Below are 25,043 nucleotides of genomic sequence, written 5' to 3'. Positions count from 1 at the left end.
ATTAACGTAACGGTTTCTGCCAAAGAGCGGACATGGAACGACAGAGCCGGCATCGCCGAACGCAGATTGAGGATGGGGTGTTCGTCGCCCTGGTGGTGCTGGTTTCCATCGCCTTCGCGCTGGTGGTCGAGCCCTTCTTCGGGGCGATCCTCTGGGGCGTGATCGTCGCCATCCTGTTCATCCCGGTGAACCAGGGACTGCTCAAGCTGATCCCCGGCCATCGCAACAGCGCCGCGCTGCTGACGCTGCTGCTGATCATCGCCATCGTGATCGTGCCGGCCATCATCCTGTCGATCGCGCTGGTGCAGGAAGCGACCGCGCTCTACGCCCAGATCAATGTGGGGAAGATCAACATTCCCCACATGTTCGCGCAGTTCCAGGCGGCGCTGCCTGACTGGGCGTCGATCGGCCTGCGGCGGCTGGGCATATCCAATTTCGCGGCGGTCCAGCGGCTGCTGACCGACGGCCTGACCGCCAGTTTCCGCACCGTCGCGGCCCAGGCCTTCCTGATCGGCCAGAGCGCCTTCAGCTTCCTCATCGCGCTGACAGTGATGCTCTATCTCACCTTCTTCCTGCTGCGCGACGGGCTGGATCTGGCGCGCAAGCTGGACCGGGCCGCGCCGCTGCGGGTGCTGCATCGCCGCGCGCTGATGCGGCAATTCGTCATCGTCATCCGCGCCACGATCAAAGGTAGTATCGTCGTCGCCATCCTGCAGGGGCTGATCGGCGGGCTGGTGTTCGGCGCACTGGGCATTTCCGGCGCGCTGCTGTGGGGCGTGATGATGGGCTTCTTCTCGCTGCTGCCGGCCGTCGGCACTGGCCTCATCTGGGCACCGGTGGCGATCTATCTGCTGGCGACCGGCGCGATCTGGAAGGGGCTGATCCTGATCTTCTGCGGCATGTTCGTGATCGGCATGGTCGACAATCTGCTGCGCCCGATCCTGGTCGGCCGCGACACCCGCATCCCCGATTATGTCGTGCTGATCACCACGCTCGGCGGGCTGCAATTGTTCGGTTTCAACGGCATCGTCATCGGGCCGGTGATCGCCGCCCTGTTCATCGCCACCTGGCAGATCGTGATCCGCACCCGCTCCCACGAAGCGGGCGCGCCACCGCTGACATTCTAGACCCTGATCGTCTGAGGTGGAAGCGCTCCGCGCTTTCACCGATGGCGTGAATCAGGGTCTAAAGCCGGAGAATCAGCCGGCTTCCAGCGCCGCGCCGGCTTCCATCCAGACTTCCTCGGCCGCTTCCAGCTTCTTCTCGACCGATGCGCGCTTCACCATGAGTTCGCTGGTGGTCATCTTCGCCTCGGCGCCGGTCGCGCTCTTGGGATCGGACAGCACGGCGTCGATGCGCTTGCGCTCGGCGATCAGCGTCGACATCTCGCGCTCGGCCTTGTTGACCGCGTTCTTGAGCGTCTTCTGCTTCTCGCGCCATTCGGCAGCGGCCTTCTTGTCCGCCTTGCGATCGACCTTGGGCGCGTCGCCGCCCGACGGGTTGCCGTCCGCCTTGCGCAGGATGATGTCGGTATAATCGTCGAGCGATCCGTCGAACGGCTGGGCGGTGCCATTGTCGACCAGCACCAGCCGGTCGGCGACCAGTTCGATCATGTGGCGATCGTGGCTGACGATGACGACGGCGCCCGAATATTCGTTGAGCGCCTGCACCAGCGCCTCGCGGCTGTCGACGTCCAGATGGTTGGTCGGTTCGTCGAGGATCAGCAGGTGCGGCGCATCGCGGGTGATGAGCGCCAGCGCCAGACGCGCGCGCTCGCCACCCGACATGGAGCCGACCTTCTGCGTCGCGCGCTCGCCGGAAAAGCCGAAACGGCCAAGCTGGGCACGCACCGCACCGGGCGTCGCCCCCTTCATGACGCGGGTCATATGCTCCAGCGGCGTGTCGGTGACGTCCAGCTCCTCCACCTGATATTGGGTGAAATAACCGACATTCATCTTGGCCGAGCTGTTGATGGCGCCTTCCATCGGCGCCAGCTGCGCCGCGATCAGGCGCGCCAGCGTGGTCTTGCCGTTGCCGTTGCGGCCGAGCAGCGCCAGACGATCGTCGGGATCGATGCGCAGATTGACGCGGCGCAGGATCGGCGTGTCGTCATAGCCGACCGAGGCCATGTCCATGGTGATGAGCGGCGGGCGCAGTTCGGCGGGGCTTGGGAAACCGAAATGCAGGCTGGGGTCTTCGATCGCAGCGGCAATGGGCTGCATCTTGGCCAGCGCCTTGGCGCGCGACTGGGCCTGCTTCGCGGTCGAGGCGCGGGCCGAGTTGCGGGCGACATAATCCTGCAGCTTCTCGCGCTCGGCCTGCTGCTTGGCGCGTGCCGCCTCCTGCTGGGCCAGGCGCTCGGCGCGCTGGCGCTCGAACGCGTCATAGCCGCCGGGATAAAGGGTCACCTTCCCGCCTTCGAGATGCAGGATATAGTCGACCACATTGTTGAGCAGATCGCGCTCATGGCTGATGATGACCACGGTGCCGCGATAGGCCTTGAGGAAATTCTCCAGCCACAAGGTCGCTTCGAGATCGAGATGGTTCGACGGTTCGTCGAGCAGCAGCAGGTCCGGGTTGGAGAAGAGCAGCGCCGCCAAGGCAACGCGCATCTTCCAGCCGCCCGAATAGCTGTCGAGCGGACGGCCCTGCATTTCCTCGTCGAAACCGAGGCCGACGAGGATGCGGGCGGCGCGCGCGGGCGCGGTATAGGCGTCGATCGTGGTCAGCCGCTCATAGATATGGCCGAGACGATCGGGATCCTCGGTATGCTCGGCCTCCGCCATCAATTCGGCCCGTTCCTTGTCGGCGGCAAGCACGGTGTCGAACGGGGTCGCGGTGCCCGAGGGGGCTTCCTGCGCGATATAGCCCAGGCGGGTGTCGCGCGGCATGTCGCAACTGCCCTCGTCCGGGTCGAGCTGGCCGATCATCACCTTCATCAGGGTCGACTTGCCCGCGCCGTTGCGGCCGATGAGGCCGACGCGGCTGCGCGGCGGCAGCGCGGCGCCGGCGCGGTCGAGGATGGTGCGGCCGCCCAGGCGCACGGTGATACCGTTCAAGTTAAGCATGGCCGCGCCTGTAGCAGAGGTGCGGCGGGGGGTGAAGCGGCTTGGCGCGCTTGCGAAAGCTGCAAAATATATAGTGTCGCAGAGGACGCATTTGCGCCGCTGCCGGTCCGCAGTCACCACTTCGCAATAGAAGATTTTTGCGAAGTCGCGCGATCGGAGCGCAAAAATGGGGGTGGGCAAGGGCCCACCCCGCAGGGGTCAGAGGCCGTCGACGGCCTTGCTGACGAGGATATTCACCGCGACGCGGCGATTCTGCGCCTTGCCCTCGACCGTGTCATTGCTGGCCACCGGATCGGCCTCGGCCATGCCGGTGGGGGTCAGCATGCGATAGGGCTTCCAGCCGCACGCCTGCTGCAGATAATTGACCACGCGCGAGGCACGCTTTTCGCTGAGCTCCTGATTCAGCTCTTCGCCGCCGGTGGAGTCGGTATAGCCCACGACCAGCAGCAGCGCGTTGCTCATGCCATTGGCCGAGGTCGCCGCGGCGCAGAGGTCATTCTTCGCCTGATCCGACAGCACCGCCTTGCCGGTGTCGAAATTGACGTTGGTCGTGCCCTTCACATTATACTGGTCGATCTCCCCCATGCGGCCGCGCAAGGCCTCGGTCGCGGCGGTCTGTTCGTCGAACCGCTGGGCCGTGCCGTTGTTGATCATCGACGCGGTCTTGAGATCCTTGTTCTGCAGGGCGATCTTGCTGGCAAGCAGCCCTTCGCCGGCCTGCAGGGTCTTCACCGTCACCGGCAGACCGTTCAGCAGCGATGTCGCGGCCAGATGGTCGCGGCCAAGGCCGAACAGCCCCTTGCTGGCGCTGATCTTGGTATCATCATTGATGGTGATGACGCTCTTGCTGCCGTCGGCGGCGGTCACCTGCATCCGGTCGCCGCTGCGCGCGGAGATGATGCCCTTGATCTCGGGCCCCTCCGTCAGTTCGGCGGCCGGCATGGCGACGCTGGCCGACACATCGGCCGGCGGCGCGTCCTGGGCCTGGTCCTGCGCCACGACGGCGGCCGGGGCGGCCCCGGCCAGCAGGGCAAGCATCACAAGATATTTTTGGTTTTTGGACATGATAGGCATCACGCTGCTCCTTCACTTCTCGATCGGTCGGGCCTGCAGCATCGCAGCTTGTCGTCCGACGGCGGCCGCCTGGTGGCGTTTCGAACCGTCAGAACCCCCTTCTTCTGACCTTCATAAATTTTGACGTCTTGGCGCCGTGGGATGCGCCAGACACATTGCCTGTTCGTGTCCGGCTTTCTGCTGCATGAACAGCCCGTGTTCCGGCCGTGTTGCGCAGGCCAGATGAGTGGATGATGCGACGAAACGAAGGCAAAGACGGAAAGTGTTAACGCGATCCACTTGAGTCAGGACAGCTATAGATTTCCAACACACTTCGCCAAGAAGCACCCTGTTGTTGTGAAACAAAAATCAGCTTCCGCGCGGAACAAATTCCGAATTTCTATTTTTGCGCTTTCATAACATTGACTTGAAACATTATTTGACGATCCGGCGTGCGGAGCAGGCCGAGGGACGCCTTGACCGGCCGCAGCCGCGCCGCGCATCACCCGCCGGTCGACGGCGGGATCTGTGGCAATATGGTCACAGAGGGAAATATTCGCATATTTTGCGCAAAATAGCATTGCGACGCATTCGCATTATTGTTGCGATCGCCTCGCAACATCCCTTAGGACGACGCCCAATTTCCTTCCAGAAAACAGGGGTCTTCATGCTGTCCAAATATCACTGGCTTGCCGGCGCCGCGCTGTGCGTCGTCGCCCTTCCCGCCGCCGCCCAGACCAATGCCGCACCGGCCGATGAGAATCGCGACGACCAGATCGTCGTCACCGGCACCTATACCCTGCCCGACAAGATCGACACCGCGACCGGCCTGGGCCTGACGGTGCAGGAAACCCCGCAGTCGGTCAGCATCATGACCGCGCAGCGTATCCTCGACCAGAATCTGATCAGCGTGAAGGATGTCATCACCAATGCGGTGGGCGTATCCGCCAACGAAGTCGACGACGTGCGCAACAGCTTCTTCGCGCGCGGCTTCGAGATCCGCAACACCCAGGTCGATGGCGTGCCCGCCGCCTGGACGCTGGCCGGTGGCAATGGCGAGACCAGCATCGACGTCTCCATCTATGAACGGATCGAGGTCGTGCGCGGCGCGACCGGCCTGCTGTCGGGCGCGGGCGATCCGTCCGCGTCGGTCAACCTGGTGCGCAAGCATGCCGACGCCACCGACCTGACCGGCTATGTCAATGCCAGCATCGGCAGCTGGAACACCTGGCGCCTGTCGGCCGACATTGGCGGCGCGCTGACCGCCGATGGCCGCATCCGCGCCCGGCTGGTCGGGCGCTATGAAAAGGGCGACTATTTCATCGACATTCAGGACCGCAAGAAGTGGGTCCTCTATGGCGTGGTCGAGGCAGACGTCACCGATAGCACGCTGATCCGCGTCGGCATGAGCCACCAGGACAGCAAGCCCAAGGGCGCGACCTGGGGCGCGCTGCCCACCTTCTACACCGACGGCACGCTGACCGACCTGCCCCGGTCGCAGACCACGGCGGCGGACTGGACCTACTGGAACACCACCAACCAGAATATCTATGCCACGGTGCGCCAGGAATTTGGCGATCGCTGGAACCTGACCGCCAATTACAACCGGCTCAAGACCACCGGCGATACGCAGCTTCTCTATCTCTATGGCGGCGTCGACAAGGCGACCGGCACGATGGACGGCACCAACCCCTACAAGTCCAAGGGTGAAAGCATCCAGAACAGCATCGACGCCCAGTTGAAGGGCCAGGTGGCGCTGTTCGGCCGCGATCATGAGGTCGTGCTGGGCGCGCTGCACAGCGTGCTGAAGCGGCACACCGACAATTATGTGGCGCCCTTCACCCAGTTCAATCCCAACTTACCGAACGCTCAGCCGGGCGTGAATAACGAGTGGGCCACGAACGTGCCGGTGATCGGCCAGGAAGGCGTGCCCTTTCCCGAGCCGGTCTGGGGCACCGACGCGGTGCGCAACGAACAGGAACGGATCGAGCAGACCGGCTATTATGGCGCGTTCCGCCTGAACGTGGCCGATCCGTTCAAGGTCATCCTGGGCGGCCGTATCGCCAGCTGGAACCAGCGCGGCTTCGCCTGGAGCGGGCCGAGCGACTATGGCGACGACAATGTGTTCATCCCCTATGTCGGCGCATTGTACGACATCACGTCGAACCATCGCGTCTATGCCAGCTATACCAAGATCTTCCAGCCGCAGAACCTGTATGACCGCGAACAGCGCCTGCTCGATCCGCTGAACGGCGCCGCCTATGAAATCGGCCTCAAGAGCAGCTTCTTCGGCGATGCGCTGCAGACCTCGATCGCACTGTTCCGCATCGAGCAGGATAATGTCGGCGAGATGGACGGCCCGGAAATCATCCTCAACGGCCAGACCTTCCAGCCCTATCGCGCGGTCGAGGGTGTCACCAGCAAGGGCTTCGAACTGGAAGCCACCGGCCAGCCGCTGCCGGGCTGGAACGTCAATGCCAGCTACAGCCAGTTCAAGATCGAGGATCCGGACGGCAACGACGTGAACACCGCGCAGCCGCGCAAGCTGCTCAAGATCTTCACCACCTATGACCTGCCCGGCGTGCTGACCGGCCTGACCATCGGTGGCGGCGTCAATTATCGCAGCAAGGCCTATTCGGACGGCACCATCCCCGGCACCACGCCGGCCGTGCCCTTCCGTTTCCAGCAGGACGGTTATACTCTGGTCAGCCTGATGGCGCGCTATGCCGTGACCGAGCAGCTGCAGCTCCAGGCCAATGTCGAAAATCTGTTCGACAAGAAATATTACAGCCAGGCCGGTTCGTTCAGCCAATATCGCTACGGCGCCCCGCGCAATTTCACGATCAGCGCGAACTACAAGTTCTGATGCTGAAAGGGCGCCACGGGAGACCGCGGCGCCCTTTTGGTTTGGGGATGGATGGATGCTAACGCAGGTTCAGCTTCCGGAATGGCGCAACGTTGTTTTGGGGTGGCGCCCGGCCATTCCCCTCCCGCCGGCGGGAGGGGCAGCGAGACTTGCGCGCGCAGCGCGTTAGTCGCAGCGGGGTGGGCTTTCGCGATGTCCAGCCCACCCCCTAACCCCCTCCCGCTTGCGGGAGGGGGAATAGGTCCGAACTTGGTCGCTCCCGCCAATTCGATCCAAAGAACCCGACGACGCCGTGCGCCGCCGGGTTGCTCATTCCTCAGAAGCGATCCGCGTTCATGACCTTCGTCCAGGCCGCAACGAAGTCGGTGACGAACTTCTCCTTCGCATCGTCCTCGGCATAGACTTCGGCCACCGCGCGCAGTTCGGAGTTGGAGCCGAAGATCAGGTCGACCGGGGTCGCCGTCCACTTTGCCGCGCCGCTGGCCCGGTCCTTGCCGTCATAGAGGCCCGGCGTCGCCGACTTGCTCCACACCGTGTCCATCGTCAGCAGGTTGACGAAGAAGTCGTTGCTGAGCGTGCCCGGACGGGTGGTCAGCACGCCATTTTTCGATCCGCCGCTATTGGCACCCAGCGCACGCATGCCGCCGACCAGCACGGTCATTTCCGGCACGGTGAGGTCTAGCGCATCGGCCTTGTCCACCAGCGCATCGGCCGGGCTGACCTCTGCCTTGGGGCCATACCAGTTGCGGAAGCCGTCCGCCTTGGGCTCCAGATAGGCGAAGGAGGCGACATCGGTCTGTGCCTGCGCGGCGTCGACCCGGCCCGGCGTGAACGGCACAGTGATGCTGTAGCCTCCCTTCTGCGCCGCCTGCTCGACTGCGGCGTTACCGGAGAGGACGATGAGGTCGGCCATCGACACCTGATTGCCGGACTTGGCGAAATCCTTCTGGATCGCGGTCAGCTTCGCCAGCACCTTGCTGAGTTCCGCCGGATCGTTGACCGCCCAGCCGCGCTGCGGGTCGAGCCGCAGGCGCGCGCCATTGGCGCCGCCGCGCATGTCGGTGCTGCGGAAGGTCGCGGCCGAGGCCCAGGCGGTGCGCACCAGTTCCGGCCCGGTGAGGCCCGACGCCAGTATGGCGGCCTTCAGCTTGGCCTGATCGGCGGCGCTGACGGGGGCGAAGCTCGCCTTGGGCAGCGGATCCTGCCAGCTATAGGTTTCGGACGGGATGTCCTTGCCGAGATAGCGGGCCTGCGGCCCCAGATCGCGATGGGTCAGCTTGAACCAGGCGCGGGCGAAGGCCTTGCTGAACAGCTCGGGATTCTTCTGCCAGCTTTCCAGCACCTTGCGGAAACCGGGATCTTCCTTGAGCGCGATGTCGGTGGTGAACATGATCGGCGCGTGCCGCTTGTCCTTCACATGCGCGTCGGGGACCATGTTGGCGGTGGCGGGATCGGTCGGGATCCACTGGGTCGCGCCGGCCGGGCTCTTGGTCTTCACCCAATCGAAGTTCAGCAGATTGTCGATATATTGGGTGGTGAACTGGGTCGGCGTGGCCGACCAGGCGCCTTCCAGGCCCGAGGTCAGCGTATCTTCCGCATTGCCCTTGCCGCACTTGTTCTTCCAGCCGAAGCCCTGATCCTCGATGCCGGCGGCGGCGGGTTCCGCGCCCAGGCATTCCTCCGGCTTCTTGGCGCCATGCGCCTTGCCGAAGGTGTGGCCGCCCGCGATCAGCGCCAGCGTTTCTTCGTCATCCATCGCCATATTGCCGAAGGCGCGGCGGATGTCGGCGGCGGCGCCCTTGGGATCATGATTGGCGCCGGGGCCTTCGGGGTTCACATAGATGAGGCCCATGGTGGTCGCGGCAAGCGAGCGCTTGAGCGAACCGTCGGGATTGGAGCGCTCGGTGCCCATCATCTTGGTTTCCGGCCCCCAATAGACGACGTCCGGCTGCCAGGCATCGATGCGGCCGCCGGCAAAGCCCACGGTCTTGAAGCCCATATCCTCCAGCGCGACGTTGCCGGACAGGACCATGAGGTCGCCCCAGCTGAGCTTCCGGCCATATTTCTGCTTGATCGGCCAGACCAGGCGGCGGGCCTTGTCGAGGCTGACATTGTCGGGCCAGCTGTTGAGCGGATCGAACCGCTGTTCGCCGCCATCCGAGCCGCCGCGGCCGTCACCAACGCGATAGGTGCCGGCGCTGTGCCAGGCCATGCGGATGAAGAAGGGGCCATAATGGCCATAGTCGGCCGGCCACCAGGGCTGCGAGGTCGTCAGCACCTTGCGGATGTCGGCCTTGACCGCGTCCAGGTCGAGGCTGTTGAATTCCTTCACATAGTCATAGTCGGCGCCATAGGGATTGGCGCGGGTCGCCTCATGCTGGCGCAGGGCGGTGAGGTCGAGGCGGTTGGGCCACCAGTCCTTGTTGGTCATGCCGCCCGGCTTTTCGGTGACGACGGGCGCGGCAGCGGCGGCTGGCTTGGTCTCGGCGGCGAGCGCCGGGCTGGCGAGCAGCGCGCACGCCAAGGCGAATGTGGAAATGCGGGTCGTGGACATGTTTCTCTCCCCTGTCCTGTTCTGCCTGTTCAAGGCGCGAAAAGGGGTAGTCCTGCGCGGCGGCGGATCGAAACGAATCGATTCCGTCACAGTGATCGGATTTTCCTATGAGAGAGGGTGGATCGGAGAGTTCAGCCTTTTGGTGGCGGAGAAGTCGGCACCGCCGCGTAGAGGGTGAACTGGCCGTGCAGGCCGCCGGTCGAGGATTGGCCGACCCACAGGTCGAACAGGCCCGGCTCGGCGATACGGCGGTTGCCGGCGCCGACAAATTCGAGGTCTGTGCGCGACAAGGTGAAGCGGACCTGGGTGGAATCGCCCGGCGACAGGGTCACGCGCTGGATGCGCTTCAGTTCGCGGATCGGGCGGGTGCGGCTGGCGACGCGGTCGCGGATATAGAGCTGCACCACCTCGCTGCCCTTGCGCTTGCCCTTGTTGGTGAGGCGCACGGTGATCTCCACCGCGCCGTCCCAGCGCAGCGCGGTGTCGGAGAGCTTCAGGTCGCTGAGGGCGAAATCGGTGTAGCTGAGGCCATGGCCGAAGGGGAAGCGGGCGCTGTTGTCGGTGGTGGCATAGCGCGCCTTATATTCGGTGCTGCCATTGTCCACGGTCGGTCGGCCGGTCGACTTGCGGTCGTAGAAGAAAGGCTCCTGCCCGCTTTCCCAGGGGAAGCTGACCGGCAGCTTGGCCGAGGGATCGACCTTGCCGAAGAGGATGTCGGCCAGCGCATGGCCGGTTTCCGACCCCAGGAACCAGGTCGCCAGCAAGGCCTGGGCATTGGCGACACCGTCATGCAGGGCCAGCGCGCGGCCATGGCGCAGCAGCACGATGACCGGCTTGCCGGTGGCGGCGATCGCATCGGCCAGCGCCTGTTGCGAGGACGGCAGCTCGATCATCGTGCGCGACTGCGCCTCGCCCGACATCGCCTGGGATTCGCCGACCGCCAGGATCACCACGTCCGCCGCCTTCGCCGCCGCGACGGCACGGGCGATCCCGTCCTTGATCGGGCCGTTGACCGCGCAGCCCAGTTCGACCGTCAGCTTCGCGGGATCGGGCATCGCCGCGCGCAGGCCGGTGGCGATGTCGATGCCCTTGTCGGGATCGCCGTAAAAGGCCCAGGGGCCATAGAGATTGGCCTTGTCCTCGCCGAACGGGCCGATCAGCGCGATCTTCTGCCCGGCAGCGGGATCGAGCGGCAGCACGCCATCATTCTTGAGCAGCACGACCGATCGGGCCGCCGCCTCGCGCGCCAGTGCATGATGGGCGGGCGTGCCGATGCGCGCCTTTTCGACCTCTTCGTCGAGCGAGCGATAAGGATTGTCGAACAGCCCCATCGCGGTCTTCACATAAAGGATGCGGCGCACCGCGACATCGACCGTCGCCATCGGCACCGCGCCGCTCTTTACCAGATCGGGGATATGGCGGATATAGAGGCCGCTCTGCATCGACATGTCGACCCCGGCCAGCACCGCGAGGCGGGCGGCGTCGCGCTCATCCTCGGCAAAGCCATGGGCGACCAGTTCCTCGTCGGCGGTGTAATCGGAGAAGACGAAGCCGCGAAACTGCATCTCGCCGCGCAATATGTCGGTCAGCAATTCGCGGTCGGCGGTGGCGGGCACGCCGTTAATTTCGTTGAAGGCGGCCATGGTGGTGAGCGCGCCGGCGGCAAAGGCCTTGCCGAAGGGCGGCAAATGGGTTTCGCGCAGCGTCTCGTCGCTGATGTCGACGCTGCCATATTCGAGGCCCGCCGCGACCGCGCCATAGGCGGCGAAATGCTTGGGACAGGCGAGCAGCGAATCGTCGCGGCGCAGGTCGCGCCCCTGAAAGCCGCGAATCCGCGCCGCCGACAACAGGCCGGTCAGATAGACATCCTCGCCTGCGCCCTCGACCACCCGGCCCCAGCGCTGGTCGCGCGCGACATCGACCATCGGCGCGAAGGTAAGGTGCAGGCCCGCCGCCGTCGCCTCCACCGCCATGACCCGCGCCGTCTTTTCCACCAGCATGGGATCGAAGCAGGAAGCCTCCCCCAGCGTCACGGGAAAGATGGTCTTGAGCCCGTGAATCACGTCGCCGGCCAGCAGCAGCGGGATGCCCAGGCGGCTGTTCTTGACCGCCATCTCCTGCGCGCGACGCGCGCCGGCAACGCCGATACCGTTGAACAGGCAGCCGACCCGGCCCTTGCGAATCTCGTCCGCCAGACGCTTCTCGTCCTGGATGCCGGCCGCCGGGTTGGGTGGGTTGAAGGGGCGGAAACTGTCGGCGAGGCAGGTCATCTGCCCGGCTTTTTCCTCCAGCGTCATCTTCGCGATGAGGTCATCGACGCGGGCAACGTCGGCCTGCGCCAGCGCGCGGCGGGGGATACCAAGGGCGAGGACACCGCCCAGGGTGCGGATCAGGAGGTCGCGGCGATCAAGAGTCATGCGGGAGAGAGCGTAACCGGGGAAGAATGAACGGGGCTTGTCCGAAGACAAACGGACTTGCGCCGATTTTGTTGCGCTGCGGCAATAAGCCTGCGGCGCGGCGCCCCGATCCCGCGATCAGGCCATGCGCCGAATCATGTCGCGCGAATTAGGAGTAGCAATCACGCCTGGGCCGACAATTTGGTACCGACCACGCCGATCACGATCATCGCCATGAAGCCGATCTGGGCCATGTTGACCCGATCGCCATAGAGAATCATGCCGCCGATGATGACGCCCACGGCGCCCAGGCCCGTCCAGATCGCATAGGCGGTGCCCGCCGGCAGATCGCGCATCGCCAGCGCCAACAGGCCCATGTTGAGGAAGCTGAGGCCGATCGGCACGGCCGATGCCTGCCAGCTGCCGATAGTTGCGGCCCATTTCAGGCTCAATGCCCAGATGATTTCGGTGAATACGGCAATGCCGAGAATGACCCAGGCCAAGCGGCGTTCCTCTTGCGGTAACGGGCTCGGCTGGAGCGGCGCGCGGACCGGAAACCCGAAAGAGGCGGCGCGCCGATGAGGGCAGTGGTGGACAGGGCTGGATTCGAACCAGCGTACGGAAACCCGGGCAGATTTACAGTCTGCTGCCTTTAACCACTCGGCCACCTGTCCAGTGCCCTACGCGGTGGAAATTTGCTGTCCCGCCGCGCTGGAGGCGGCTCAATGGCGAATGGAGGCTTGCCTGTCAATGGGGTGATGTGAAAAGAGCGAAAACATGAAAAGAGGACATCGTACCGGCAAGCCGAAAGGCGCCTTCCCCCGCTTCTACGGACGCCATGCCATCACGGCTGCGCTCGCCAATCCGAACCGCGTCGTGCGCAAGATATGGGGCACGCGCGAAGCGATCGGCGCGCTCGATCTGCCGCCCGTGCTGCCGATCGTCTATTCCGACGTCGCCGACATGGGCCGCATGGTGCCGTCGGATGCGCCGCATCAGGGCATCGTCGCCGAAGTCGAGCCGCTGGACGATGTCTGGCTGGGCGACGTGCTGGAACAGGGACGAGACGACCAGCGCCCGATCCTGGTGCTCGACCAGGTGACCGACCCGCATAATGTCGGCGCGATCCTGCGTTCGGCCGCCGCCTTCGACGCGCTGTGCATCGTCACCCAGGACCGGCATGCGCCGCCCGAATCGGGCGTGCTGGCCCGCGCCGCGTCGGGCGCGCTGGAAACCGTGCCCTGGGTGCGGGTGGTGAACCTGGCCCGTGCGCTCGAAGAGATTGCCGAAGCTGGTTACTGGCGCATCGGCCTGGACGGCGACTGCGACACCGTGCTGGCCGACGCGATCGGCGAATCGCGCGTCGCGCTGGTGCTGGGCGCCGAGGGCGAAGGGCTGCGCCACAACACCATGGCGCATTGCGACATTATCGCTAAGCTGCCGATCAGCCCGCGCATGGAGAGCCTGAACGTCTCCAATGCGGCAGCGATCGCCCTGTACGCCGCCACCAGCCGGTAAGCGGCCGCCGGGCACCATCTTGCGACGATGTGGGTAGGGCGCCCTGCCCCGCCCATATCGTCGCGCAGACGAACGGGGGTTCGCCATGGTCCTATTGTCCCGCGCGGCGGGCGCACTGGCGGCGCTGCTGATGCTGCCCGGATGCCTGGTGACCCCCGGCAGCTTCACCTCCACCCTCGACATCCGCGCCGACCGCAGCTTCGCCTTTGCCTATAAGGGCGAGATATTGGCGTCGGACATGGACAAGGCGCTGGGCGGCCTGAACAGCGATGCGGAGGAGGATCCGCTGGAAGGCGTCGCCCCGCCCGAGGGCGAGGAGGCCGTGCTGCAGAAGGTGGTGCAGAGCCAGAGCAAGACGCCCACCCCGCCCGCCGAGCCCCAGTTCGACAAGGCCAGCGGCGACGATGCGCAGATGCAGGCGATGGCGAGCGCGCTCACCAAGGAAAAGGGGTTCCGGTCGGTCCAGTATCTGGGCGATCACAAATTCGCGATCGACTATGCGATCAGCGGAAGGCTGGACCATGCCTTCCTCTTCCCCTTCAACATCGACGCGCAGATCGTGCTGCCCTTCGTCGCGGTGGAAATGCGCGGGGCGGACCGGGTGCGGGTGAAGGCACCGGGCTTTTCCAACGGTTTCGACAAGAGCCAGGGGCCGGCCGGCATGGGCGGCGGATCGGGCGACGCGGCGGCCAAGGCGCTGAACGGCACGTTCACGCTGACCACCGATGCAGAGATCGTCAGCCAGAATCAGGAAGATGGCGCAACCACCGTGCCGGAGGGCAAGCGCATCACATGGACCATCACGCCGCTGACCGGCGATGCGCCGGCCGCGACGTTGCGGGTCAGGCCCTGAAATAAGGGATCAGTCTTCCGGCGCGATGGTGACGCGCAGACCGTCAAGCGCATCGCTCAGCACGACCTGACAGGACAGGCGGCTGGTCTCGTTGCGATGATCGCTGCTGTCGAGCAGGTCATTCTCGTCCTCGCTCATCGCCGGCAGGGCGTCGGCAAAGGCCGGGTCGACATAGACATGGCAGGTCGCGCAGGAGCAGCAGCCGCCGCACAGCGCGAGCAGTTCGTCAAAGCCATGGTCGCGAATGACTTCCATCACCGAGAGACCCTTGTCCCCCTCAACAGTCTGTTCGGCACCATCACGGTTGACCACGATCAGCTTCGGCATCTACCCATTCCTTTTGGACTTATCCCCGCCGCTCTGACCGACAGCGACGGCGAAATCAAGGGCTGGACAGGCGGACATGGTAAGCACGGCGGAAGAATTGCGCGTCAGCCTGGACTTCATCGCTGCGGCGGAGCCGGCATTCGGCGCGGCGATCGCCAGCGTCGGTTATCCGGTGCCGCGCGTGCGCGAGCCGGGCTATGAGACGTTGCTGCGCACCATCGTCGGCCAGCAGGTCAGCGTCGCCTCCGCCGCAGCGGTCTGGCGCAAGCTGGAGGCGGAGCTGGGCGTGGGCTGCACACCCGAAGCGCTGCTGGCGCGCGATTTCGATGCGTTGCGCGCCTGTGGCCTGTCGCGGCAGAAGCAGGGCTATGCCCGCAGCCTGGCCGAACTGGTCGTGGACGGCACGCTGGACCTGCATGCCCTCCCCGCCGACGATGAAGTCGCGATCGCGCAACTGGTGCAGATCAAGGGGATCGGCCGCTGGTCGGCGGAAATCTATCTGCTGTTCGCCGAAGGCCGCCCCGACATCTGGCCGGCCGGCGACCTGGCGGTGCAGATCGCGGTCGGGCGGATATTGGGCCTGGGCGAGCGGCCGAGCGAGAAGCTGACCCGCGATCTCGCCGAAGCATGGCGGCCGCATCGCGGCGCCGCCGCGATCATGGCCTGGCACCATTATAATAGCGGGCAGGACATGCTGCAGAGCTGAGACGCCGCGGGGCACAGGCCCCGCCCGCCTGCCCGCGCTTCAGCCCAGCAGGGCGATGTTGAAGACGATGCCCAGCACCGCCGCCAGCGCCAGCGCCAGCAGACACAGCGCAATCACCAGCGTCACCGAGATCGGGAAGCGGCTGTCGGAGTGAATCAGGCCATCCTCCGTCATGATCTTGCGCCGATCCCGCAATTCGGTCGCGAACTGGACATGGCGCACGATGCCGCCGGCCAGCAGCACGATGCCGAACACCAGCAGCGCCACGCCGAAATTGCGCGGCGCGTTGACATTCTGGATGCTGCCCGCGTCCTGCATCTTCTGGAATGCCTGGTTGATGGTGAAGCCGAAGCCGATGAGGGACAGCGCGGTGCGCATTTCCGACATCAGGGTCCGGTCCGCGCTCATCCGGGTGCGCTGGAACGACATGCCGGTCCGGCGCATCGACATTTCAGTGCGATGCCCGGACAGGTCGGTGCGATATTCGGACAGGTCGGTGCGATGTTCCGACAGGCCCGTGCGATGGCGCGACAGGCCGGTGCGGAAATGCGAATAGGCGGTCGATGCCCCTTCGGGATCGCTCATGTCGACCGACGGAATGGGCGGCACGGGCTCGCCCACATTGCGGGCCGGACGGATGGGCGCGCCCCTGGGTTCCTGCGATTCGGCCATATGCCCCCTCCTGTCAGTTCGGCTTGATCGGCGGCGGGAAATTGGCGAGCACGGCGGTCACCGCCTTGTCGATTGTCGCCTGGTCGGGGCTCTTGCGGCTGACCTCCTGCGTGGCCGTGCCGTGCCAGACCGGCTGTTTCGTCCCGGTGTCATAAATGTCGACCGTCAGCGTGCCGTCGGTCACGTTGCGCACATCGACATTGCGATAGCCGCCCCAGCCGGCCCACCCGCCCCAGGGACGATAATAAGTGGCGTAGGGACCGAAATCGGTTACCTCCACCCGGTCGCGGGCGCCCAGGGTAAAGCCGATGGCAAATTCGCCGGGGTTGGCCTGGCTATAGCCCCGCGCCGCGAGGGCGGTGTCGATCGACGCCTTCACCCGCTGGAACAGCAGCGGGTTCATGCCCTGCGGCACATTGATCGACGCCCAGCTATAGCTGCGATAGCTGGCGAAATTGGCGGCGGGATCGGCATCATAATTGACCCGCGGCGTGGTGGCACAGCCTGCCAGCGCCAGCAGCAGACCCGTGACGAATATGCGCCTGATCATATCGCGACCTCCCTTTGAATATCCCTGGGCATAGCCAAGCGGACGCCGGGCCAGCCATCGGGATTCTCCCCTAGGGACCGCCCCGGATATCCCTAACCAATGGCGTAAAGCGGCGCCCGAGAGCCGCGGTCGGACCAAAGCGGGACGATCGCCCGACCCCCGGAAAATCCGCTATGGCGCGATGCCCGCGAATGCGCGATCATCCCTTATTCCAGCGTTCGGACGGGTGAGTCGCGGCGCCAATCGCGAAACTTTTCCTGCCGATCGCAGCCCAGCAGAGGGAGCTGTGTGCGATGGTAAGAGACTGGCCTGCAATGGTCGCAGCGGGCGCCGGCATTTGTGTGGCACTGGCCACGGCAAGCAGCATGGGCACGCCGCAGGATGCAACCCCCACCGTCAGACTGGCGCCACCGGCCATGCCCTGGCTCGACGATCTGACCGCGGACAAGCCGGCGGCGCGCGCCGGGCAGCAGCTCGCCAGCAACCGCTAGCGCGGCCATCATCCGAGCCGGACGGGCCTGTGTTGAACAGGCTGACGGATTCACGCTGAACCGGCCTGCGCTGAACCGGGAAACATTCGGCCGAGGCGGCACCAACGCCTGCCCAGCTCGCCTGCACAACCCTGCCCGGCGGCACGCCCCTGCCCCGGCGGCGGAATGCCAGCCTTCCTCATGATCGGGAGTATCGATGGATTTCCTACGCCTGTTCCAGTCGCTGGAAGAATTTCTCTATGAGGCGATGAGCTGGCTGGTCTTCTATCCCCGCACCCTATGGCGGACCATCCGCCACCCGATCCAGATGCTGCGCTATTCCGACAAGGAACTGGAGGATGCGCCGGACCAGCAATTTACCGACATGCTGAGCCCGCCCTTGTTCCTGATGCTGACCATATTGCTGTCGCACCTGATCGAGGTGGCGTCGCACCAGAAGATGCCGGAGGTCGCGACCACCGGCATCGGCAAGGAAATCACCGCGTCGGAAATGAACCTGCTGGTGCTGCGCGCCTTCCTCTTCGCCATCTATCCGCTGATGTTCGCGGTGCGACGGTTGAAGGCACAGGGCCTGGCGCTCAACCGCGACACGCTGCGCCGCCCCTTCTACGCCCAATGCTATATTGCCGGGCCGGCCGCGCTGGTGCTGGGCATCGCGTCAATCCTGGCGCGCCTTGGCGATGTCGGCTGGGCGATTGCCGCGCTGGTCATCATGCTGGTGACAATCAGCTGGTATCTGCGGATCGAGACGATCTGGCTGCGCAGTCGCACCCGGAAATCGACCGGCAAGGCGTTCCGATCAGCGTTGGGCACCTGGCTGCTCGCCTCGCTGATCAACAGCGGGGCGAGCTTCCTGATCCTGGGCGGCTGATCCGGCTATTCGCCGTCCGGCGTCATCGCCATCACGTCGACGAAGCGACGCTGTGCGTCGAAGCGGCAACGGAAGCGCTTGATCCCCTCGCTGCCCTTGTCGATCGTGCCGTCGATGAAGAAGCCACCGGGCGCCCTGGCGATCGCACCGGTCTTCACATAGGTCGGGCGGGTGCCATATTGGCCGGACACTTCCCCCCGGCAATAAGCGGGCATGTTGCCGGGCGTCAGCGCCGGGCCGGTCGCCGCCGGCATCACCTGCGCCGCGGTCGCCGCCAGCGCCTGCACGCTGACGGTCAGGGTATAATTGGCGACTTCATTGCGGCGGGCGGCATTGCGCATCAGATAGACGCGGATGCGATAATCGCCATTGGCGGGCAAGCGGCCGGAAAAGCTGTTGCCGGCGGACGAGCCGACGAACATCGCCGTATCCCCGGCACCGGGCGCGATCACGTTGAAATAATTCGAGGCGTTGCTGGTCTGAAGCCGGACATTCATGGTCTGGCCCGCCCGCGCGCCGACCAGATAATCGACCATGTCATAGCCCTTGAGCGACGCCTTGATAACCTTGGAGGCGGTCCCCCTGGCGAATTGCACCCGCTCGCTGCGCACCGGGGCCTGGGCGATGGCCGGCATGGCCAGTGCCGACAGCGCGACGGTCGCAATCATGGCATTCCTCATGATGCATCCTTTCGTTCAATAGGGGTCCATCGACATCACATTGCCATTGCCCGTCACAGTGCAGCGCGAGCGATAATGGCCGGACGCGACGATGATCTCATAGCGATCCCCACCTTGCGGATAGACGCTGACCGGCACGGAACTGCCCGCCGGCACATTCTGGAACTCGTCGCCGCGCCGGGCACAGGCGCGCTGCGCCGCCGCCGGCGCGCCCCGCACGATCTGGCTGTTGGCGGCGAGGCGATTGCTCCGCTCCGCATTGCCCGCCGAAAAGCCCGAATGATAGGCTTCGCTGTCGTTGCGATCATAGTCGCCGCCATACAGGCCGTCATGATAGCCGCGCTCATATTCGCTGTCATGCTGGGCCGAACTGTCATTATGGCTCTTCTTGTGGCTGGCAAGCGCCGCGATCAGGCCGATCGCCGCAACGCCGGCTACTGCCGCTGCGGCCGTATTGCCGCCGCCATGGCCGCAATCGCCATCCGATGCGCTGTCGATCGCATCATAGCGGCCATTATAGGTGACGACGCGGATGCACTGGTCCTTCGCGCTGTTCCACCAATAGTTGGTGAGGCCATTCTGCTTGGCGATGCGATAGCCGCGCGACTGGAGCGCATTTTCCCCCGAAGAGCCTCGCGCGCCGACCAGATCGTCGACATCGCGCGGCGGCGCCGCATGGGCCGGCGAGATCGGAAGGGCAGCCGCCAGCAAGGCGGTCACCGACAACAATGTCGAAAAACGCGTCATCCTCTTTTCCCCTGTTCCTGCGACGCCGGAAAGCGGAGTCGCAGACGGCCGCATGCTACAGCAACGCTGGCGCGGCGCATTCGGCAAAGCCGTGGATAGGGCTCAGGGAAAATACCGAGAAATAAAGTCCGGGAGCGATGCAAGCACCGCTCCCGGACGGCCATGGTGCCCACCGCGAAAGGGGTTAAGCGGCGGCACGGACCCGCGCGCCGATTGGGGCGACGCGCTTATGGCAGAATTCAGACGACCAGCTTGGCCGCGTAGATCAGGCTGCCCCGGCCCAACTGGGCCATGACCTGCGACCGGACGCTGTCGCCGACCGCGAAACAGCCCTGGCTGCGCCCCAGCTTGCCGCGCGCACCGGCCAGCGTGGGTTCGGCATACCAGGCACCATGCAGCACGATCGCCCGGCTCATCGCATTGTCATTGGTCGGATCGAGCCCCTGCAAGCGCTGCGACGGGCCATGTTTCCCGACATAGGGATCGGCCGTCAGGAATGCGCCCGAACAGGAGGCGTTGGAACCGGGCGCATTGGAAAAGCGCTCCAGCCAGCCGCTATGATCCGGGTCCGATCCGCTGCCATGCGCCACCAGATAGGAGGTGGTGGTGCCATCCAGCAGGTTGACGATATGCAGCCGCGGCTCCGACGAGGGCGCAGCAAAATCGACCAGCGCCATGCGGTGCCGGTTGACGATCTGCGGATGCCGTTCCAGCGCCGCGCGCGCCTGCGCAAACAAAGCGGGCTTCACCAGCGCCGGCGGGGTGGGCGTGGCAAGCGGCGCGATCGGCTGGGCCGGCACCATGGGTTTCAGCGCGCGCATCGGCCCCGGCGCGGAGGCACGCGCGGTGCCAACAGCGCCCGCGACCAGAACGGAAGCGGAAAGGAGAAAACGGCGACGATCGGGGTTCATGGATGGTGCAACTAGGGTGCAGGCCCCGCCAAGGTCTTTGCCGGAATCGGGCGCCGCGCACAAAGTCTTGCGCACATCCGTCCGGCCCGGCATTTTTGGCGGGCGGGGCACGTCGAAGCGGGAGAAGCGGGACATGGCCGGAACGCGGCTATCGAACGGCATCTATCGGGAAGCGGTCGCCACCATCGTGCGGCGCATCCAGAAGGCCCATGGCCTGTCCGACAGCCAGCTGGCGGAGCGGATCGGCTGTTCGGCCGGCACGGTCAAGAATGCGCGCAACGAGGCGAGCAACCTGGACGCCGTGACCCTTGCCAATATCGAGCAGGTCTTCGGCCCCGGCGCAATCGACCCCTATCTGGCGCTGGCCGATGTTCGCGCCGTGCCGCTGACCCCGCCGGTGCCTGTCGAGCGGTTGCATCCGACGCTGGCGATCGTCGAGGCGCTGCACCGGATCATCGAGAAGCAGATGCCCGACAGCGAAGGCGGCACCCGCATCACATCCCACGAACTGCTGACGATCCTGAGCGAATTGCGCGAGGCGCGTGGCGTGTTCGACGCCCTCATCATGATCGCCGATCCCGCGATCGACAGCGGCGAGATCAGCTTCCGCGACAAGGGCCGCAAGCGGCTGGCCGTGGTCCACAGCCAGGGCGGCACCATCACCCGCGCCGACATCATGCACAGCGAGGACGATGCCGGCTGATCCGGCATCGTCCCGCGCCGATCAGCCCGCCGTCTTGGCAATCTCTGCCGCGTAGATTTGCGGCGCGCCATCCATGTTGGAACGGAAGATCATCCATTTGCCGTCGGGCGTGAAGGTGATGTTGGGCTCCAGCCGATAGTCATGCTTGCGCATGTCGACGATCTTCTCGACGCCGAAAGTGCCCGGCGCGATCAGGTCGGCGGCATTGTCGGCATGGATGCCGGCGACGTCGGGAATGGCCTGGGGCGTGAAGAGATAGAGATATTTGCCGTCCGGGGCATGGGCGACCATTTCGCTGTCGCCGCCGTCGCCGGAGAAATGCTTCAAATCGGGCGCCTGGTTGTAATGGACCGACCATTGGTTGCGGTCGACCTTGAACCACTGGCGATGCCCGGTCGCCAATTCATAGCCGGCGAGCCAGAACACCTCGCCACGAGGCGTCTGGAGATCATACCAGATCCACTTGCCGTCGGGCGAGAAGAACTCGTGGCCGGCGATTTCCATGTTCATGGTGCGCTTGTGGACCAGTTGCTGGCCGCTGCCGTCGGTGCGGATCGTCCAGATCCGGTCGACCTTGTGCCAGGGGCCTTCATGGCAATACATGATGAGGCCGGGGTCGGTCGGCGAGAACTGGATATGGTTGAGCCAGTCGGTCGAGGCGACCACCACCTTGCGCTCCCCGGTGCGGATGTCGATGGTGAAGATCTCCATCGGGATGCGCGCTTCCAACCGCTCGTTAAGGCGCACTTCCTTTGCCTCGGCAAAGCTGAGCGGCTTTCCGTCCGGGCCGTTGGCGGCGTAGTTGGCCTGGCCGAACTGCTGCTTGATCTCCGGCGCGGCGCGCTTCTGGGTGCCGTCGGGCTGGAGCGGCTTGTCGCTCGCCGCCCATTGGCCGAGCAGCAGCGTCTCGTCCGCATTGATCGAGCCGATCGAACCACGATCGACGGTCGCGATCTTGCGCACCTTGCCGCTGTCGATGTCGGCGGCATAGAGCGTCGTCGCGCCGGCGCCATCATCGCGCCTGTGGCTGGCATAATAGGCCGTGCGCGTCTTGCGCCCGGTGAAGAGCAGCTGGATATCCTTGCCCTTGACCAGCGGCCTGATGCTCCAGTCCGCCAGCGTCAGCACCGAAATGCCGTCGGGGGTGGAGATGACCATCTTGTCGCCCTGCGGCGTATAGCTGTTCTGGTGGAAATAGAGGCTGGCGCTGCCCGGCGTGTCGGTCAGCCGCAGCACGCGGTGGCCGGTGGTCTGGTCGACCCATTCGGCCACGGGCTTGGCCAGCGCCGGGGGCGCCGCGCTTACGGTCAGCGCCGCCATCAGGCCAATCATCATCGTCTTCATCTTAAGGCCCTTCATCAGTTGGCGGCGTCAGCGAGCGCGTCGGGAATGAGCGCCAGATTCTCGATCGCGGCAAGGCCCCATTGCGACGCCGCATTGGTGGAGACATCCGGCCATTCGACGATCGGGCGGACATAGGCCGGCCCCTTCAGCGCCACGCGCGGATCGCCGTTCGACAGGCCGAGGCCCGCGTCACCGCCCAGAAACTCCTTCCAGGCCCGGACCGCCAATTCCCTGTCGCCGGTCTCGCGCGCGACATAGGCGGTCAGGCGCGAATGGCCTTCCTTGAGGTTGCGGCGGCCGAAGGGCTGGTCGAACTTCGCCTTCCACTCCTTCGGCGAGGCATTGAACCAGCGGCAATAGTCGAGCCAGGCGGTGCGATAGCGCGGCACGTCGAGCAGGTCGAGAAGCTCGGCATTCACCTCCAGCGCACCGAACACGGCATTGAGGTGCGAGATGGAAATCTTGTCCCCCGCCCCCATGAAGCGCCCGGTCTTGAGGTCATAGGGGGCGCTGCCCGCGAGCCAGCCATATTTGAGGCGACCGATGCTATCCATGCCGTTCAGCAGTCGCTCGCGCCACTTGTTGTCGCCGGTCCGCTCCCATTCGGTGAGCCAGGCCGAGGCGACCGAGCACCACATGGTGCCGAAGCTGAGGTCAATGACGCCGGCCGGCAGCGGATTGCGCTGCGCCCCCGGCACCTTGCGGCCGATTTCGACATGCTCCAGCGCCAGGTCGGACGTGACGAGATCGCGCATCAGATCGCCGGCCCGTTCGTCGGCGGTCAGATAATAGAAGATGCGGCGATACATGGCGTTGCTGACGCGCGGCTGCTTGCTGCTGTCGCTCCAGTGCTGGACGCCATGGCGGGTGCCCAGCCCCTTGAACCGGCCGAGATGATAGACATCGACCTCGCCGGTATGGCGGGTCAGCGCCTCGGCGAAGCGGAAGGCGGCGGCATTGCCGGTGCGCAGCACGCTGGTCCAGAACCACAGGTCGGGCGACAATTCGCTATTGTCCCAGGCGAAGCCGCCAATGTCGTAGCGCCAGACATGCCGGTCGAAATCATAGGTGTGCATGATGTCGCCATGGTTCCAGAACCCATACCAGCGGCGGCGATCGACCTCACCGACATAGAAGTCGACCAGATTGGCATTCTGGTCCTCGATCCGCGCCTTCATCGGCGTCGAGCGGTCCGGCAGGCTCCAGATGCCGAAGACGCCGGCTTCATGGATGCGGTCGGGCGTCACCATCAGCTGCGGCGGCACGGCGTTCGACTGCGCCATGGCGGCCAGCGTATCGGCCGAAGGGGTGGCGGCGCAGGCCCAGAGGGTCAATTCGCTGGTGCGGGCGACGCCGGTCGCGGCATCCCAGCCGGGCTCATAATCCTCATAAGTGATGTCGAGCCCTTCATTCTGGGCATCATAGCCCTCCATCCCCAGGACGCCGCGATAGGAGCGCATGTCCATCGGCTTGGCATCGGGCGACCAGAGCCAGGCGGTCAGCGTCGCCATGTCACTTTCGGCGTCCCGAATGCTGATCTGGGACGGGTGGCGCTGCCAGAAATAGCGGGTCGCGATCGCCGCGCCGCCCTGCGGCGAGCCGATATAGCCCAGCCCCTGCGACCGGCTGCCGGCGACGGAATCGACCCAGGCATGGCCGTCCTGGGTGCGCTTGGCGATGGCGAACCCGTCGGCCGACAATTGGGTCAGGTCGAAATCGCCCCAGGTCGGGATGCGATCGAGCAGTTTCGCGACGCCGGGCGCCATCGCGTCCATCGGCACCGCCTTGCCGGCGATCTGCGCGGCGCGCACCACCTTGCCCGGATCGCGGCGCAGCCCGGTGAGCGGCCGCACCGCTTCGCTGAACAGGCCATCATCGGCGGTGGCGAGGCGGACATGACGGTCATGCGGGGCGCCCGCCATCGGCACGGCAGCGGTCAGGCCGATGCCGCTGATGAAATCCTTCGCCGGATCGCCGTCGAAGATGAAGCTGTGGACGATGCGCAGATGGTCGCCGCCGGCATGGGCGTAGAGGCGCAGGGTGAAGGGCAAGATCTGCCGCCCCTGTCCTTCATGTATGCCCGTCAGCTTGACGACGGCGCGGACCGGCCCCTTCTGCTCGACCGTGGCGCTGGTGATGCGGCCGGTGAAGGGCGTGCGGGTGCCGCCTTCGGGCGCGCTGTCGACGCTGGCGACCAGCGTCAGGGGACCAACGACGGTGCGACCGCCCTGCTGCGCCGACTGGATGATCGCATTGCCCGAGCGGCCGATGCTCCAGCGCAGCGCCCCAACCTGAATCTCGATCCGGTCGGCCAGCTCGCGCACCAGCACCGGCGCCTGCGGCGCGGCGGGCTTGCCCGGTACCACGCGCAGCGCGCCGGGCTGGCCAGTGCCCGCCGGCAGCGCATGGGCAGTCCATTTGATCGACCCGTCGGGCCAGGTGGCCAGGGTCCAGTGCTGCGACGGCAAAGCAGTGCCATCGGCGCCCTGCACCGACAGCGGCTTGCCCGCGCGCAGCACGCCGCGCGGCCATGGCACGCCAAAGGTCTGGCCGAGCGAGAGCGGCGGGGCGGCATCGTCGATCCAGCGCACCGGGGTTTCCGGCATGGCGCCGCCGCGCACGCCAGTTGCCGCCTGCGCCGCGCCCGGCAGCAGCGCGGTCGCGCTCGCCATCAATCCCGCCTTCAGGCTGTCGCGCCGGCTGATCCCCGCCCTGATATCCATGCTGCTCTCC

21 protein-coding genes and 1 tRNA gene are annotated in these 25,043 nt (G+C 65.5%); 8 read left to right on the top strand and 14 right to left on the bottom strand.

Annotated elements, in window-relative coordinates; genetic code table 11:
* Positions 1–32: 32 nt before the first annotated feature.
* Positions 33–1,127 carry an AI-2E family transporter gene (locus U0025_RS23950; RefSeq protein WP_004210284.1) on the top strand — a complete coding sequence of 365 codons (1,095 nt, stop codon included), beginning with the start codon at positions 33–35 and terminating at the stop codon, positions 1,125–1,127.
* A 72-nt stretch (positions 1,128–1,199) separates the two neighbouring features.
* On the opposite strand, the gene U0025_RS23945 is transcribed toward U0025_RS23950, so the two are convergent.
* On the bottom strand, positions 1,200–3,068 hold the full coding sequence (locus U0025_RS23945) for an ABC-F family ATP-binding cassette domain-containing protein (protein ID WP_004210283.1): 1,869 nt from the start codon (positions 3,066–3,068) through the stop codon (positions 1,200–1,202).
* Positions 3,069–3,266: 198 nt separating this feature from the next.
* Entirely contained in the window at positions 3,267–4,142 is an 876-nt protein-coding gene (locus U0025_RS23940) for an OmpA family protein (protein ID WP_004210281.1), read from the bottom strand.
* A gap of 646 nt (positions 4,143–4,788) precedes the next feature.
* On the opposite strand from U0025_RS23940, the gene U0025_RS23935 reads away from it, so the two are divergent.
* The gene (locus U0025_RS23935; protein WP_004210279.1) at positions 4,789–6,987 is read left to right on the top strand and encodes a TonB-dependent siderophore receptor; all 2,199 of its coding nucleotides are present in this window, start codon (positions 4,789–4,791) and stop codon (positions 6,985–6,987) included.
* Positions 6,988–7,303: 316 nt separating this feature from the next.
* Here U0025_RS23935 and katG read toward each other — a convergent pair whose 3' ends face one another.
* The 4 genes from katG to U0025_RS23915 form a co-directional block, all read right to left on the bottom strand.
* Positions 7,304–9,541, bottom strand: a complete 2,238-nt coding sequence (gene katG / locus U0025_RS23930; RefSeq protein WP_004210278.1) for a catalase/peroxidase HPI — start codon at positions 9,539–9,541, stop codon at positions 7,304–7,306.
* A gap of 131 nt (positions 9,542–9,672) precedes the next feature.
* A complete protein-coding gene (locus U0025_RS23925) occupies positions 9,673–11,958 on the bottom strand; it encodes a glycoside hydrolase family 3 N-terminal domain-containing protein (RefSeq protein WP_004210276.1) in 2,286 nt (761 codons plus the stop codon).
* Positions 11,959–12,119: 161 nt separating this feature from the next.
* Positions 12,120–12,440: a DMT family transporter gene (locus U0025_RS23920; protein WP_004210275.1), complete on the bottom strand. Its 321-nt coding sequence runs from the start codon at positions 12,438–12,440 to the stop codon at positions 12,120–12,122.
* 85 nt (positions 12,441–12,525) lie between these two features.
* Positions 12,526–12,611, bottom strand: a tRNA-Tyr gene (locus U0025_RS23915).
* 103 nt (positions 12,612–12,714) lie between these two features.
* On the opposite strand from U0025_RS23915, the gene rlmB reads away from it, so the two are divergent.
* Complete coding sequence (gene rlmB, locus U0025_RS23910; protein ID WP_004210274.1) at positions 12,715–13,455, top strand: 23S rRNA (guanosine(2251)-2'-O)-methyltransferase RlmB; 741 nt, start codon at positions 12,715–12,717, stop codon at positions 13,453–13,455.
* Positions 13,456–13,540: 85 nt separating this feature from the next.
* On the top strand, positions 13,541–14,308 hold the full coding sequence (locus U0025_RS23905) for a hypothetical protein (protein ID WP_004210273.1): 768 nt from the start codon (positions 13,541–13,543) through the stop codon (positions 14,306–14,308).
* Between the two features lie 9 nt (positions 14,309–14,317).
* Here U0025_RS23905 and U0025_RS23900 read toward each other — a convergent pair whose 3' ends face one another.
* Entirely contained in the window at positions 14,318–14,635 is a 318-nt protein-coding gene (locus U0025_RS23900; RefSeq protein WP_004210272.1) for a 2Fe-2S iron-sulfur cluster-binding protein, read from the bottom strand.
* A 76-nt stretch (positions 14,636–14,711) separates the two neighbouring features.
* Here U0025_RS23900 and U0025_RS23895 point away from each other — a divergent pair, with 76 nt between their 5' ends.
* Entirely contained in the window at positions 14,712–15,341 is a 630-nt protein-coding gene (locus U0025_RS23895; protein ID WP_004210270.1) for a DNA-3-methyladenine glycosylase family protein, read from the top strand.
* Positions 15,342–15,380: 39 nt separating this feature from the next.
* On the opposite strand, the gene U0025_RS23890 is transcribed toward U0025_RS23895, so the two are convergent.
* Together U0025_RS23890 and U0025_RS23885 are read right to left on the bottom strand one after the other, a co-directional pair.
* The gene (locus tag U0025_RS23890) at positions 15,381–16,013 is read right to left on the bottom strand and encodes a YidH family protein (protein WP_004210268.1); all 633 of its coding nucleotides are present in this window, start codon (positions 16,011–16,013) and stop codon (positions 15,381–15,383) included.
* Between the two features lie 13 nt (positions 16,014–16,026).
* Positions 16,027–16,563, bottom strand: coding sequence for a DUF4136 domain-containing protein (locus U0025_RS23885; RefSeq protein WP_004210267.1), 537 nt, complete (start codon positions 16,561–16,563; stop codon positions 16,027–16,029).
* A 293-nt stretch (positions 16,564–16,856) separates the two neighbouring features.
* Here U0025_RS23885 and U0025_RS23880 point away from each other — a divergent pair, with 293 nt between their 5' ends.
* Both U0025_RS23880 and U0025_RS23875 read left to right on the top strand, forming a co-directional pair.
* On the top strand, positions 16,857–17,054 hold the full coding sequence (locus tag U0025_RS23880) for a hypothetical protein (protein WP_004210265.1): 198 nt from the start codon (positions 16,857–16,859) through the stop codon (positions 17,052–17,054).
* Between the two features lie 196 nt (positions 17,055–17,250).
* Positions 17,251–17,925 (top strand): hypothetical protein, encoded by a 675-nt coding sequence (locus tag U0025_RS23875; protein WP_004210264.1) that lies wholly within the window; start codon positions 17,251–17,253, stop codon positions 17,923–17,925.
* A 5-nt stretch (positions 17,926–17,930) separates the two neighbouring features.
* On the opposite strand, the gene U0025_RS23870 is transcribed toward U0025_RS23875, so the two are convergent.
* From U0025_RS23870 to U0025_RS23860, 3 genes are all read right to left on the bottom strand, one after another.
* On the bottom strand, positions 17,931–18,593 hold the full coding sequence (locus U0025_RS23870) for a hypothetical protein (protein WP_323156744.1): 663 nt from the start codon (positions 18,591–18,593) through the stop codon (positions 17,931–17,933).
* 27 nt (positions 18,594–18,620) lie between these two features.
* Positions 18,621–19,352: a hypothetical protein gene (locus U0025_RS23865; RefSeq protein WP_004210260.1), complete on the bottom strand. Its 732-nt coding sequence runs from the start codon at positions 19,350–19,352 to the stop codon at positions 18,621–18,623.
* A 239-nt stretch (positions 19,353–19,591) separates the two neighbouring features.
* The gene (locus tag U0025_RS23860; protein WP_037490921.1) at positions 19,592–20,263 is read right to left on the bottom strand and encodes a murein L,D-transpeptidase catalytic domain family protein; all 672 of its coding nucleotides are present in this window, start codon (positions 20,261–20,263) and stop codon (positions 19,592–19,594) included.
* 133 nt (positions 20,264–20,396) lie between these two features.
* Between U0025_RS23860 and U0025_RS23855 the strand changes: the two genes are divergently transcribed.
* Complete coding sequence (locus tag U0025_RS23855) at positions 20,397–20,966, top strand: helix-turn-helix domain-containing protein (RefSeq protein WP_004210258.1); 570 nt, start codon at positions 20,397–20,399, stop codon at positions 20,964–20,966.
* 21 nt (positions 20,967–20,987) lie between these two features.
* Here the strand turns inward: U0025_RS23855 and U0025_RS23850 are convergent, their stop codons facing one another.
* Positions 20,988–22,310 carry an oligogalacturonate lyase family protein gene (locus tag U0025_RS23850; RefSeq protein WP_004210257.1) on the bottom strand — a complete coding sequence of 441 codons (1,323 nt, stop codon included), beginning with the start codon at positions 22,308–22,310 and terminating at the stop codon, positions 20,988–20,990.
* 14 nt (positions 22,311–22,324) lie between these two features.
* A complete protein-coding gene (locus U0025_RS23845) occupies positions 22,325–25,033 on the bottom strand; it encodes an exo-rhamnogalacturonan lyase family protein (protein ID WP_004210255.1) in 2,709 nt (902 codons plus the stop codon).
* Positions 25,034–25,043: the final 10 nt, after the last annotated feature.

The organism is Sphingobium yanoikuyae, from assembly GCF_034424525.1.
Classification (GTDB): Bacteria; Pseudomonadota; Alphaproteobacteria; order Sphingomonadales; family Sphingomonadaceae; genus Sphingobium; species Sphingobium yanoikuyae.
This window is presented reverse-complemented; position numbering and strand designations above follow the sequence as displayed.

Coding starts and splice junctions, on each gene's coding strand:
- U0025_RS23890 (WP_004210268.1), bottom strand. CDS start 16,013: ATGGCCGAATCGCAGGAACCCAGGGGCGCGCCCATCCGTCCGGCCCGC.
- U0025_RS23950 (WP_004210284.1), top strand. CDS start 33: ATGGAACGACAGAGCCGGCATCGCCGAACGCAGATTGAGGATGGGGTG.
- U0025_RS23855 (WP_004210258.1), top strand. CDS start 20,397: ATGGCCGGAACGCGGCTATCGAACGGCATCTATCGGGAAGCGGTCGCC.
- U0025_RS23905 (WP_004210273.1), top strand. CDS start 13,541: ATGGTCCTATTGTCCCGCGCGGCGGGCGCACTGGCGGCGCTGCTGATG.
- U0025_RS23860 (WP_037490921.1), bottom strand. CDS start 20,263: ATGAACCCCGATCGTCGCCGTTTTCTCCTTTCCGCTTCCGTTCTGGTC.
- U0025_RS23865 (WP_004210260.1), bottom strand. CDS start 19,352: ATGACGCGTTTTTCGACATTGTTGTCGGTGACCGCCTTGCTGGCGGCT.
- U0025_RS23885 (WP_004210267.1), bottom strand. CDS start 16,563: ATGATCAGGCGCATATTCGTCACGGGTCTGCTGCTGGCGCTGGCAGGC.
- rlmB (WP_004210274.1), top strand. CDS start 12,715: ATGAAAAGAGGACATCGTACCGGCAAGCCGAAAGGCGCCTTCCCCCGC.
- U0025_RS23850 (WP_004210257.1), bottom strand. CDS start 22,310: ATGAAGACGATGATGATTGGCCTGATGGCGGCGCTGACCGTAAGCGCG.
- U0025_RS23940 (WP_004210281.1), bottom strand. CDS start 4,142: ATGCCTATCATGTCCAAAAACCAAAAATATCTTGTGATGCTTGCCCTG.
- U0025_RS23945 (WP_004210283.1), bottom strand. CDS start 3,068: ATGCTTAACTTGAACGGTATCACCGTGCGCCTGGGCGGCCGCACCATC.
- U0025_RS23845 (WP_004210255.1), bottom strand. CDS start 25,033: ATGGATATCAGGGCGGGGATCAGCCGGCGCGACAGCCTGAAGGCGGGA.
- U0025_RS23895 (WP_004210270.1), top strand. CDS start 14,712: ATGGTAAGCACGGCGGAAGAATTGCGCGTCAGCCTGGACTTCATCGCT.
- U0025_RS23900 (WP_004210272.1), bottom strand. CDS start 14,635: ATGCCGAAGCTGATCGTGGTCAACCGTGATGGTGCCGAACAGACTGTT.
- U0025_RS23935 (WP_004210279.1), top strand. CDS start 4,789: ATGCTGTCCAAATATCACTGGCTTGCCGGCGCCGCGCTGTGCGTCGTC.
- U0025_RS23925 (WP_004210276.1), bottom strand. CDS start 11,958: ATGACTCTTGATCGCCGCGACCTCCTGATCCGCACCCTGGGCGGTGTC.
- U0025_RS23870 (WP_323156744.1), bottom strand. CDS start 18,593: ATGATTGCGACCGTCGCGCTGTCGGCACTGGCCATGCCGGCCATCGCC.
- katG (WP_004210278.1), bottom strand. CDS start 9,541: ATGTCCACGACCCGCATTTCCACATTCGCCTTGGCGTGCGCGCTGCTC.
- U0025_RS23880 (WP_004210265.1), top strand. CDS start 16,857: ATGGTAAGAGACTGGCCTGCAATGGTCGCAGCGGGCGCCGGCATTTGT.
- U0025_RS23875 (WP_004210264.1), top strand. CDS start 17,251: ATGGATTTCCTACGCCTGTTCCAGTCGCTGGAAGAATTTCTCTATGAG.